This is a genomic window from Legionella steelei (assembly GCF_001468005.1).
Classification (GTDB): Bacteria; Pseudomonadota; Gammaproteobacteria; order Legionellales; family Legionellaceae; genus Legionella; species Legionella steelei.
Window position 1 is genome coordinate 858,998 of record NZ_LNYY01000019.1, and the last position, 12,587, is coordinate 871,584.

Sequence of the window (12,587 nt, forward strand, 5' to 3'; positions counted from 1 at the left end):
ACGTGGTAGGATTAATTGCATGTTTCAGTTCATAGTTAAAGCCATTTTAAAAATAAAAGAAGCCAGTCTTTATTCTTTTGCAGGGTTAAAAGCCGCCTTTCAAGACGAGTTTGCATTCCGTCTTGAATTGTTAGTCAGCATTGTTGCCTTACCTGCTGCGTTTTTTATCGGGAAAACATCCGTTGAACGCGCTTTATTAATTAGCACATTACTCATCGTAATGGTCGCTGAATTATTAAATTCCGCTGTAGAAACCACGCTAAACCGCATTGACCGCGCCTGGAACCCATTAACTAAAAAAGCAAAAGATCTAGGTTCTGCGGCAGTGTTCATCACCATTGTTAATGCACTTGTGGTATGGATCTTGGTGATTATCTCTCGGTTTTAGAATAAGGTCGGGCCTTGGCCCGATAATATATTGCCCTGTACCCAGGCTACGAACTATATTTAAATTAATGCGTAAAAGAATTCGTACCCTGAATAAATTGTGCGATTTCATCCAATTGTTTTTTTGCAAAATACTCTTTTTGATCTTTTTGCGGATCAATTTGCGCCAGTTTTTTATAAAGTTCCTCTATATTTTGATGTCGGCCTTTACCCACAACTTTGGAATGGCTAAAAAAGTAAAATAATCCGGGAGCAATCTTAACTTGACCAATTTTGTGTAATTGTTCAATTTGTTGTAAAGGTGATAAATTAGAACATAAAATACTGGCAATCTTCCTCATCCCGGTGCTGTTTGTATTTGTAAATTTCTTAGCTAACTGTTTGTTGTCCATAAGGCCTTTAACACAATCCTGAAAACTAGTCATTGCTTCTTTAAATTTCAAATTTTCCTTTTGCAACTTGCGAATTACTTTTTCCACGTTGGGATAAGGATTATCTTGATCCTCAAAATCTGCCCTTCGATTTTCCTTGATTAATCTTTTTGCCAAGGCGTAATGAGATTGGGGTAACGCGAATGTGGCAATTTTTTTATAAATTTTTGCTCGTTTATGGAGCATAGTCTGATTAAATGCATGGCTCAGTGGACTCTTTTCATCCAATAGGTTCGCTCTAAATGGAACTAAATCATGTTTTGATTGTAACAAATTCATTTGTTGATGATAGGCTTCAAACTCTTTAAAGAGGCGGACCATTTCCTTCCAATTATCATTAAAATTTTTATAGACATCCATTCTCGTAGGTAGGGTAATTAGAAATTTATTCAGTTCATCAATTGTTGGGCGCTCTTTTGGTTGTTGACTTTGTAGATGCTTGAGTAAAGTTTTTATATCGTCTAAAAGATAAGGGTCGATTTCAGATACATTATAACCTGTAAATAGGCCATCAAAACAATAAGACGCTGCGGCTAAGTCGGGTAAAGTTGCCGCTAATTCTTTATATTTTAAAACATTTGTGGCCCCGAAAATTTCACCCAATATTGCAGCCAAAGCATACATATCAGACTGATAAGTACTGCCTTTGCCAAGAATCACTTCCGGAGACATATAGGCAGGTGTTCCCGAAAAAATTAGATTATTTTTTGAATGAACATCTTCGGCCAAGCCAAAATCAATGAAAATGATAAGAAATTGACCATTTTCCAGCTTTTTATAACATATGTTTGCAGGCTTAAGATCGCGATGTACCACACCTTTTTGTTGTAATAACAGCATTTCACTGGCTATGTGCGCAGCGACTGCCAAGCGAAACTGAAACGAATATTTGTGACTGGGCTGAAAAGGCAACAGCTTATCCAGACTGATCCCACAATCCTCAAGGATTGTAATGACTCTATCTCCGGCCCCAACAACAGCAACAACGTTCACCCCATGCTTTTTTTGCCTAAGCGCTTCTTTTCCTGTTCTCTGCAATAGCACGGAATAGGGGGTTTCTTTAGATGGAATCTGTACCTTGACCACATCGTTTACAGGAATGAGTTCTGCTTGATAATGCTTCTTTTTGGCGTCATGCGTTACCACGATTTTATATTTTGATTCATTAACGGTAGCAAAACCACCTCGACCTTTGCGGGTGTTATCAACGATATGCCATTGATTTTTACCTGAAAGAACCAAGCTGTGACTAAAAGTAAATTTAGGTTCCTTCTTAAAAATACTTACTTTTGATTTTGACAGTTTTACTGGAAATGGGCTATCAAATAGTGTGGGTAGAAAATTTACACTCTCATTTTGCTTAAATAAATATTTAGCAACTTTTTCATCCAGAAAAATTGGCTGCTTCGAACTACTCCATAATGCATCGAAATCAATGTGCTTCATAAGTCCATAATGCTAAAGCCCAAACAGGATACCCATACTAGCAGCTTATTTCCGAATAAGAAAAAAAATTTAAATTCACTTACGAGAATTCTCAATTCGGGTTAATATAAGCGCATATTAAAGTAGCTGCATACCACTAAATCCAAACATGTCCAAACCAATAAATCATACAAAACGCGTCTCCTATGTTGTTCCGGTTTACAATGAAGAAGCAGGCATAGCCGAATTTATTGCGGCATTAACTGATACGCTAAAAAAACTTGGTTACGCTTATGAAATACTACTTGTGGATGATGGCAGCCAGGATAATACACCGACAATCATTCAACAATTAAGGGCACAATTCTCTCTGCGCTGCATTCGTTTTAGCAGGAACTTTGGCAAGGAGAATGCTATAAGTGCAGGCCTTGACCATGCTCAAGGTGATGCGGTGATTATCATGGATGCTGACTTCCAACATCCTCTGGAACTCCTCAGTCAATTTCTTGCCAAATGGGAGGAAGGCTATGATATGGTCTATGCTGTTCGGCAAAACCGTACTAATGAGTCTTGGCTAAAAAGGACCTGCGCTAAAGCATTTTATCAACTGACGTCGCGAATAAATCGGATTAATATCCCTGCAAACGCCGGCGATTTCAGACTGTTGGATCGCAAGATTGTTAAAGCGCTGCAAAAGTTACCCGAACGCAATCGCTTTATGAAGGGTTTATACAGTTGGGTCGGTTTTAAACAAGTTGCCATTCCTTTTGAAGTCCAACCGCGTAAGACAGGCACTTCACAATGGAATTTTTACTCGCTTTTAGATTTAGCAATCACGGGAATTACTTCATTTACTGCCTTTCCATTACGGATGATTGCGATTGGCGGAATTGGTGTTGCAACTTTAGCCATATTGTATGGAATTTGGATTGTAACCAGTACCTTGATATTCGGTATAGAAACCCCTGGTTGGGCAACTATAGTCACAACGATTACTTTTTTTGGTGGCTTACAACTCTTTGCTCTGGGTGTAGTAGGTGAATACATTGGTCGCGTTTTTGATGAAGTCAAACATAGACCCCATTACGTTATTGATGAGGAATCCAGTTTTGATGACAGCTCAACTTAAATTAGGGCATAGGCTAATTTATTTTGCCGGTATAGGTGGCACTGCTGCTTTGATACATCTCTTTACGGTATTCAATTTAGTGAATTTTATGCAGCTACAAGCACTCACTGCCAATGTTTTTGCCTTTTTAATTGCTTTTAATGTCAGTTTCTTGGGGCATAAACACCTTACTTTTTCTCAGTTACATGATGAAAAAATTTTGAGCTTGCCTCATTTCTTTGGCGTAGCAGCCTCGGCTGGAATCATTAATGAAATACTTTACTTCTTACTTTTACGCTACACCAGTTTGAATTACCTGTTTGCTTTATTTCTCGTTTTGGGATTTGTTTCTGTTTATAGCTTTATCATCTCCAGATTTTGGGCCTGTCGGTAGATTCATTAGTGATTAGCCCCCAGCCTACGTTTAGGTATTTTTGAGTCATTGAATAAGGTGAAGTGTATTGCTTTAAATATCCACGTCACCATGTGCAAGCGCAATTTCATTTTCACCACGAATGCATTGAATTTTCTTCTTTTTTACGTCAAAGACATATTGTAAGCGACAATATTCTCTAGGGTTAGACAGTAAGTTCGCATTAAAAACAACGAGATTAACTCCTTGCAACTGCCTTGCTGATGGAACAATCAACAAAGGATGCCCCTCCTGAGCTACCCTTCTACCTATTTCTTGGCATTGCGTGTAATTAGTCGGATCAATTAACCAAGGAAACTCTTCTTTTTTTTCTGTTAGGTCCAGCCCCAATCCCTGGCAGTATACTTTTGCAACTCGCCTATCAATAATGACCGTATCTTGAGTTTGAAAAATGTCCCAGGAATCTTTTATTTCCTGAACAAAATGATATCGGGTTTCATAAATCGTTGTGTTTAATGTTTCTGAACCATACCAGCACGCAATGGAGCCATCGCTGTAACGTGAGCTGGTTATGTTTTCAAATGGGTAATCAATAAAATCATTTTTACTGTAATCAAATCCACGCTGAATTAACGATTGCTGGGTTAACACCGGATGGGTATGGCTTTCTATAGTATTGGCGGCCTCCCAATTGATGGGATCATCGCTGAGATCATCAAATAAATCCTGGGATACTTTTATGCCTCTGATGTTTCTAAAAATATCCTGTGCGTATTCCCTCGCAGTATCAAATAAAGACACGTTTATTGACCTCGCATAAAATCAGTGAGCCGTCTTATTTGCGCAATTCCTATATAGCCTTGCTCAAGCATAACATCCAAAGGACGAAGATTATGGAGCTTTAAATTTCTTCCTTTTATCCATTGATAAACGATTTCGCGATTATATGGATAAAGAATTCTCAGATTTTTATGAATTCCCAAAAGATTACCGACACGTTCAATGGTATCTCTACCCGATATATGAGCCGTCCCTCGCTTAAATTTGGCAAGTTGCGCAGGACTTATACCACCTAACAGTTCGCACTCTTCTTCATTTCTTAATTGCCAATGCTTAAAAAGTGCAATGACATTCTGGGTATTACGTTTTAGAACGTCTTCACTTATGTCTTGAGCTGTATTAAACGGAGCCAAATGTAAATGATTCATGTTTTTAACCCTCTATTTATAGATAATAATAGTATAAAAATAGATTTTTTACAATGAATCACGCAAAAAAGAATAAATATTCACCAAATTGGTTTTTTAAATTTAGAAAAGATGATTGATTTTTAATGCACATCATACATGAGCTGCAAAAAAGCTTAGCTCATTAACCCCCAGGGTAACTGCCATTAACCACTTCTACAGGTTCACGGATGATGAGGCGTATTCCAGCCATTTCTTGCACTTTGGGTAATACAGCATCCACTTTCTCAACTGTATCAACGAATTGGACTACTAAAGGAAGTTTGCTCCCTATATCAACCAATGATGTAGTTACAACAGGACCTCCACGTGTAAATCCAGCAATGGCGCGCAACACGGTACCACCTGCAATTTCATTGGTATCAAGCATGCTTAAGAGTTCGAGATGCAGAGGACGATGTTGCCATTTATCTGCTTCATTAATATAGACAGAAACTTTTACATGATTCATATCAGATTGCCCGAGCGAGCACGACGCCCGCAATAACTGCTGCTATTGAAAAAACATTATTACAAATAATATTTAGTGCAGCAAGTGCGTAATCACTTTGTTCTAACAGCACAAAGGTTTCGTAACTGAAACTTGAAAACGTTGTATAACCACCACAAAATCCGACTGCTACAAATAATCGCCATCGTGGATCAACATCTACTCGCTCTAAAGTCCAGGCCATAAAAAACCCCAGGATGAAGCTTCCTGTAAGATTCACAATAAATGTTCCAAAAGGAATATCTGCTGATAAATATTTGACGGAAAAACGACTTACTAAATAACGTAAATTCGCCCCAAAGATCGCTCCGAAGGAGACCCAAAAAAAGTCACTCAAGGTTTTATTCCTTTTTATTCAAACAGCTCATAAGTCCTAAAAAGGATAATACATAAAAAAAATAGGCGCGTAAATTTACCCTAAATTGCTTGAGGGGCGCTTACGAATTTTCTTGCTGAGCCATATGAACCTGAAACTCATCACAATCTTTTAAAAATTCATCACTTAAAAAATAATTAAACTCATTCAAACGAGCATGGGCGATAGGATCCTCAGGGTTCACTTTTTCCGCGGGATGACACATAATTAATGTGTCTTCTTGAATTAAACTCATCCACGTCCTGAACAACTCCCTATAATTTGCATCAGGGGCAAAATCATAAATGCCTGAGAAATAACGATTATGAGGAATGCCTAATTTGATAAGCTGCTTCAGTAATGCCTTACCTCCCGTAACACTCAATACTTTTGCTTTAAATCGGCTTTGTGGCAAATTTATAGATGGCCAAGTGGAGCGAATCAACGTTCCATAAGGTTTCAATCTTTGTTCATAAAGATCTAAAATAACATTGCGAATCACGGGAAATTGATGTACATGCTGGTGACCATCAATAAAATCAGGTGGTTGTTGCATGATATTTATAAATCCATCTAATTGAGCTAAAAATTCTTTTGCTATAAACGATAGTTTTACCGAGCGCATATGTGACTTAATCAACAATTCATGCAGAGTAAAACCCAACTTTTCTGGGACAGATGCCAGATAACCTTCAGTTAGATTAAAATGCAAACCAATTTTAATGTGTTTACTTTCTTTTAAAGAGAGAAGTTCTTGGGCATGATGAATAAAACCCGGCATATTGACCATGCAGCTTACTGCGGACAAGCGCTCCATGCGTACTAATTTTAAAATCCCTTCAGAAACTCCAGAATCCAAGCCAAAATCATCGGCGCATAATATTATGGTTTTTGAGTGCATCAATCTAAAGCCACTACGTTGCAAGAAAAACATATCATATATCATTTTCTCCATACTATTGTAGCCTGGGGGCAACGTAGCGTGGCTTATCCGCAAGTGAGATAAAATGAAATCCTACCTTAAACAGCTTCTGACTGGGCCTTCACCGGGAAAAAACGAGCGCCCAAGATATTGATGCACAAACCACCAATCACTAATAATCCTGCAGCAAGCTTCCAATGCTGGAATGGTTCGCCTAATACTAAAGCCGAACTAACCATTGCAACAATGGGGACTAATAAGGTAAAGGGGGTAACCATTCCCACAGGATAACGTGCAATGAGCCAATTCCACACACCATAACCTATCCAAGTCGAAGCAAAAACGATATACAACAATGCCAAGATACCTCGCCAACTGATATGTTCGTAGGTATAAACAAAGCTCGCAGTCCCCTCAAACATCAAAGCAAAAAGAAACATAGGGATACACGCAACAAAACTCCCCCACACAATAATTGTCATCATGTTGCCATTATTGCCTTTAATTTTCTTGGTAATCAGATTTCCCAATCCCCATGTCGCAGCTGCTGCAAGAATAAAAATAAAACCCAGCAAAGAGATGTCACTATCAAAATGCATTGCCACGATACCAATCCCCGTAAAAGCGACCAGCGCCCCCATAACCTGGCCTAAATTGGGCTGCTCGCCTAAAAAAATCACCGCAAAAAACATACTAAAAAATACCTGCGTTTGCATGAGTAAAGAGGCCATTCCAGCAGGCATACCAACATTCATACCAATAAATAAGAACGCAAATTGCAAAGCAAACATGACAAAACCGTACAGGACAATTTCTTTGAATGAGGTTTGGGGAATTTTGACAAAAAATATAGCCGGCACACTTGCAAATAAAAAACGTAGTGAGCAGAGTAGCAGAGGCGAAATCTCTTCGAGTCCAATGGAAACAAAAAGAAAATTTACCCCCCAAATCACAACAACTAAAAGAGCCAATAAAAGATGTGTAATCGGCATCATCAAGTGCTCCGACAAAAGCTATATTTTAGCCTAAAGTCTGTAATATAGCTATTTAAACCGTTTATTTTTTAATCAAAATAATGTTTAAAAAATGAAAAAGAATGACTGCACTACAACCAAGGTACAGCTATCATAAACGTCCGTTGTAGCCTGGGTGCAGACAAAGCCGTAACCCGGGATTCACGACGCTGCACCCAGGCTACAATGATCACAAAAAACAGCCTAAATTTTCGTTAAAAGATTGCATTTAAAGACAGTATCTACGATATTCTCCTTTTTTGTGGACTAAATGATGAAAGAAATTATTCTCGCTACCAGCAACTTAGGTAAAATTAAAGAATTACGCGATTTATTAGCACCGATAGAATGTATCCCACAATCCGATTTAGGGGTTACAGATGCCATAGAAGATGGCTTAAGCTTTATCGAAAATGCGCTCATCAAAGCCCGTCATGCCAGTTTACATACAGGAAAACCCGCTTTAGCCGATGACTCGGGCTTAGTAGTACCGGCTTTAAATGGTGAACCGGGTATTTATTCCGCGCGTTATGCGGGTAATGATGCAACCGATGAAAAAAACATCCATTTATTATTGGAAAACATGGCTCATATTCCCGAAAACCAACGAGAAGCCTGGTTTTATTGCGCCATAGCATTAGTGCAACATGCAAACGATCCTACGCCAATCATCGCCACAGGAATATGCAAGGGAGTGATTCACACCCAAGCTGTTGGCGAAGGCGGATTTGGCTATGATCCAATTTTTTATATTCCAGACTTTCAATGCACGGCAGCACAATTACCTGCTAAAATTAAAAATAATATCAGCCACCGCGCACAAGCATTAAAGCAACTGCGTGCTCTAATTAAGAATTGATGATGGACACTGATGCACTCTTTGCTCAAGCATATAAACTCCAATATGAAGGTCACTTACCACAAGCCATTAGTCTTTATGAGCAAATATTGCTACAAGAACCCAAGCATCTGAATACTTTGCACTTTTTAGGACTCACTTATGCGCAATTGGGAGACATGGATAATGCCATTCTCTATCTATTACAGGCACTCTCCTTAAGCCCTGAAAATGCGAGCCTACTTAATAACATAGCAAATGCGTACAAAAAACTGCATCACCTTGATAAGGCGATCGAATATTACCAACAAGCCATAGAACTGAAGCCAGACTATGCTCAGGCGCATAATAACTTGGCCACAGTTTATGCGTTACAAAAAAATTATGCTCAAGCCCTTTTACATTATACTCGCGCAGTTCATGCGGAGCCTGATTTTAGCGCGGCACATTTTAATTTAGGCTTATTATTGCTGCAAAATAATCAATTAGATGCGGCTAAAACTCAATTTAACAATGTAGTATCCTTAAATCCTTTTCATACCGAAGCACTATTTTATCTCGGTGTGTTACATCTAGGAAAAAATGCCCTTGCGGAAGCCGAAGAGGCATTTCAAAATGTTTTAGAGCAAGACAGTAAGCAAATAGAAGCGCTTTCCAACCTGGGGGTCATCGCCTTAAAAAGACAACAAAACCAATTGGCAATCGATTATTTCAGTAAAGCTTTGGCCTTGGACAATGAGAACATTGAAGCACGTAATAACTTAGCGGCAACATTCATGCATCATGATCTTTTTGAGAATGCGCTCATGCATTATGATGTATTACTGCAAAAAGATCCTGATAATATTGAATATTTATACAATTCTGGCGTAGCACAAATGGCTTTAGGTCATTTAAATGAAGCCATTCTTCTTTTTGATCACATCCTTGAGTTAGAGAACACACATACGTCCTCACTCAATAATCTGGCCGCCATTTATCTTAAGCTGGAGCAAAAAGCTAAAGCCAAAGAGTACTTAGAACGTGCACTGATGATTAATCCTCAAGATACCATAAGTGCCCATATGCTCCACGCCCTTAATAAAGACAAACAGGCGGCAACGACTCCGGAGTATGCACATAATTTATTTAATAACTATGCCCTTTATTATGATCAACATATGAAAGGCACACTCAACTACTCCATCCCACAACACATAGCACGTGTCGTCCACCAATTGGAATTACCAACCAACAGCCATACTTTAGATCTAGGCTGCGGAACCGGTTTAACTGGAGTTGTTTTACGTGAACTCAGTAAACATTTAACCGGTGTTGATATTGCTGCAAAAATGCTTGCCCAAGCTAAAGCAAAGGAAATTTATGACAATTTGGTGGAAGCTGAATTAAATCAATTTCTACAGCAAAACAAAGCAACCTATGATCTGATTGTTGCAGCCGATGTCTTGCCCTATTTTGGTGACCTTAACACCCTATTTCATAGCATTCATCAACACCTGAAGTCCAAAGGCTATTTTATATTTACCACTGAAATCAGCATGGAAAACCCGTGGTCGCTTGAAACAAGTGCCCGTTTCAGCCATCATCCGGACTACATCAAAGAATTAGTAGAACAACATCAGTTTCAACTTGTAAAACAGGAAAAAATTCCTGGACGCATTCAAGAACAACGTGTTTTGGAGGTCATGCTTTATATTTTAACAATTTGATTAATTTGAAGCAATTAAACAAAATAGTAATATACTTATATATAGGAAATGGGAAAGTGACTCTGCCACTTCTTAGAAAGCAAGGAGCTTATATGTCGAACCCCATCAAGGCACATAAATTTGTCGAGGCACCGCAACTAACCACCGACGAACAACACGAAATCAATCGAAAAATTGAGTTTGAAACCGCAAAATCATTTCACAGCATGGTTAAGCTAGGTGCCTTTGCTAACATTTTTGGTGCATTTCTTTATGTTCTTGCTATATATAGGACAACCCAGCCTACATTAATTATTTCTTGGTATACTCTTTTAGTGATTGCAAACTTACTCAACGTCTTATGGGCACTCCGCTTTGAATACAAACATATAAACCGCGAAGAAATCCTTAAATGTCGAAAAGGTTTTCTCTATATTGTCATCTTAATCTGTCTGATATGGAGCAGCATTGGCATCTTGTTTATGAATGATGGAATACCACAACAGATGACCACCATTGTCTTTTTATCTGCTGTTTTGATTTGTTTTTGTTTCTCAACTGCAATTGATTTAACCATGGGAATCATCAGCATTGTTTGTTTGCTCACTCCCACGCTGTTATATCATCTCTATTTGAGCATTGATTCATCAGCTCATTCTGCGACCAGTCAAATCAGCATGTCAATTATTGGCTCATTTGTAGTACTTGGAATATTTATGCTCTTTGCCTGCTTTGTAGGAAATAGAATCATTTTAAAATTATTTCGTTTAGGTTATGAAAATGCTTTACTGAGTCGTAAATTGGAACACATGAATGCATCCTTAGAACGACGAGTCAAAGAGCGTACTATGGAATTGGAGCAATCATTGAAATTGGTGACCTATCAAGCAACGCATGATCTCTTGACCGATTTGCCTAATGAACGTTTTCTTTATGAGCACATTAACAATGTAGCGGAAAAAGCGGTTAAGGATCATCACAAATTTGCCATTGCCTGCTTTTCGCTAAACAATATGATGAAAATTAATGACAGTATCGGTCATCAAGCATCCGCCACTATTATCCATCGTGTTGCCCAACGTTTTGCGCGACTTGCAGAAAAAAATACAAAATATTTCTTTTCCCTATTACGTAAAGATGTATTTGTTATTTTAATTGATCCAATCATCGACATGCTGGAAATAGAAGAGTGTACTCAGGATTTATTTTTTGTCTTAGAGAATCCTGTCTATGTGGCACAACAAGAATTGAATTTAACCGCAAGTATTGGTATCAGTGTATTTCCAACTGATGGTCGAGATGTCGATACGCTGATTACCCATGCAGAAGCAGCGCGTACCCTTGCAACCGAGCGCGGAGGCAACAGTGTTCGTGTGTTCAATACAGTAATTACCGCAGATGCGTCCAGACAACTGAACATTGAAAACCAACTCTATCGGGCAATTGAAAATAATGAATTAATTCTGAATTACCAACCCTTCATCGATTTAAGAACCGGAACTGTTTGTGGTGCCGAAGCCTTAGTACGCTGGAATAATCCCGTGTTGGGAATGCTTTCGCCAATGGAGTTTATCCCTTTGGCAGAAACAAATGGCATGATCCTCCCTATTGGCGAATGGGTATTAAGCACTGCATGTCGGCAATTGAAAAAATGGCATCATAGCGGATTTAAATTAAATATTTCCGTTAACTTGTCTGCAAAACAATTGGTACAACATGATCTCGTCGAGCGGATCGGACAAGTTTTAAATAGTCTGAAACTCTCGCCTAAATATCTTGAGCTGGAACTCACGGAATCTAACGCATTTCAAAATGAAGCCATTCCCATTATTAATAAGTTTACCGAGATGGGTATCGCACTGGCCATTGATGACTTTGGTACGGGTTACTCAGAATTTGGTAATCTTAAGCTCTTTAAAGTCAATAAAATAAAAATTGATAAAACATTTATTCAAGATATTGAAGTCAGCATCGACAGTAGAAATATCGTGAGCAACACCATTGCCCTGGCGCATCGAATGAATATTGATTGTTTGGCAGAAGGTGTGGAAACACTAGAGCAAATTAAATTTCTAAAAGAAAATGGGTGCTACATCATGCAAGGTTTTTACTTTAGTAAACCACTGGATGTCAAATCATTTTCCGCGTTTTTAAAAGCACACGCCAAAAATACCTACGAAGCGCTAACCAATTGGTGACCATAGTGCATCCATTCAGCCTGGTTGCTTACAGCCAGGATCATGGGATAAATCCTGGTTACAAGCAACCAGTCTACAAACCATCCCTATTATACAGATGACATTACCCAAG

Annotated in this window: 13 protein-coding genes; 6 read left to right on the top strand and 7 right to left on the bottom strand. The window is 38.6% G+C overall.

All coding sequences use genetic code 11. The features are described from left to right. The first annotated feature begins 19 nt into the window (after positions 1-19). Positions 20-388, top strand: a complete 369-nt coding sequence (locus tag Lste_RS07950; RefSeq protein ID WP_058510504.1) for a diacylglycerol kinase — start codon at positions 20-22, stop codon at positions 386-388. 64 nt (positions 389-452) lie between these two features. On the opposite strand, the gene Lste_RS07955 is transcribed toward Lste_RS07950, so the two are convergent. Beyond that, entirely contained in the window at positions 453-2,264 is a 1,812-nt protein-coding gene (locus Lste_RS07955; RefSeq protein WP_058510505.1) for a protein kinase domain-containing protein, read from the bottom strand. A 148-nt stretch (positions 2,265-2,412) separates the two neighbouring features. Between Lste_RS07955 and Lste_RS07960 the strand changes: the two genes are divergently transcribed. Both Lste_RS07960 and Lste_RS07965 read left to right on the top strand, forming a co-directional pair. Next, positions 2,413-3,372, top strand: coding sequence for a glycosyltransferase family 2 protein (locus Lste_RS07960; protein ID WP_058510506.1), 960 nt, complete (start codon positions 2,413-2,415; stop codon positions 3,370-3,372). After that, the gene (locus tag Lste_RS07965) at positions 3,356-3,745 is read left to right on the top strand and encodes a GtrA family protein (protein WP_058510507.1); all 390 of its coding nucleotides are present in this window, start codon (positions 3,356-3,358) and stop codon (positions 3,743-3,745) included. Before Lste_RS07960 ends, Lste_RS07965 begins: the two co-directional genes overlap by 17 nt. A gap of 72 nt (positions 3,746-3,817) precedes the next feature. Here the strand turns inward: Lste_RS07965 and Lste_RS07970 are convergent, their stop codons facing one another. The 6 genes from Lste_RS07970 to Lste_RS07995 form a co-directional block, all read right to left on the bottom strand. Next, entirely contained in the window at positions 3,818-4,525 is a 708-nt protein-coding gene (locus Lste_RS07970; protein WP_058510508.1) for an RES family NAD+ phosphorylase, read from the bottom strand. A gap of 2 nt (positions 4,526-4,527) precedes the next feature. Beyond that, complete coding sequence (locus Lste_RS07975) at positions 4,528-4,932, bottom strand: hypothetical protein (protein WP_058510509.1); 405 nt, start codon at positions 4,930-4,932, stop codon at positions 4,528-4,530. A gap of 163 nt (positions 4,933-5,095) precedes the next feature. Further along, the gene (locus tag Lste_RS07980) at positions 5,096-5,422 is read right to left on the bottom strand and encodes a DUF190 domain-containing protein (protein WP_058510510.1); all 327 of its coding nucleotides are present in this window, start codon (positions 5,420-5,422) and stop codon (positions 5,096-5,098) included. Position 5,423: 1 nt separating this feature from the next. After that, a complete protein-coding gene (gene crcB / locus Lste_RS07985) occupies positions 5,424-5,798 on the bottom strand; it encodes a fluoride efflux transporter CrcB (RefSeq protein WP_058510511.1) in 375 nt (124 codons plus the stop codon). A 100-nt stretch (positions 5,799-5,898) separates the two neighbouring features. Further along, complete coding sequence (locus Lste_RS07990) at positions 5,899-6,720, bottom strand: ChbG/HpnK family deacetylase (RefSeq protein WP_058511687.1); 822 nt, start codon at positions 6,718-6,720, stop codon at positions 5,899-5,901. Between the two features lie 116 nt (positions 6,721-6,836). Then, complete coding sequence (locus Lste_RS07995) at positions 6,837-7,730, bottom strand: EamA family transporter (RefSeq protein ID WP_058511688.1); 894 nt, start codon at positions 7,728-7,730, stop codon at positions 6,837-6,839. 295 nt (positions 7,731-8,025) lie between these two features. Between Lste_RS07995 and rdgB the strand changes: the two genes are divergently transcribed. From rdgB to Lste_RS08010, 3 genes are all read left to right on the top strand, one after another. Then, entirely contained in the window at positions 8,026-8,610 is a 585-nt protein-coding gene (gene rdgB / locus Lste_RS08000; protein ID WP_058510512.1) for an RdgB/HAM1 family non-canonical purine NTP pyrophosphatase, read from the top strand. Between the two features lie 2 nt (positions 8,611-8,612). After that, positions 8,613-10,298: a tetratricopeptide repeat protein gene (locus tag Lste_RS08005; protein ID WP_058510513.1), complete on the top strand. Its 1,686-nt coding sequence runs from the start codon at positions 8,613-8,615 to the stop codon at positions 10,296-10,298. 92 nt (positions 10,299-10,390) lie between these two features. Then, positions 10,391-12,475 (top strand): putative bifunctional diguanylate cyclase/phosphodiesterase, encoded by a 2,085-nt coding sequence (locus tag Lste_RS08010; RefSeq protein ID WP_058510514.1) that lies wholly within the window; start codon positions 10,391-10,393, stop codon positions 12,473-12,475. Positions 12,476-12,587: the final 112 nt, after the last annotated feature.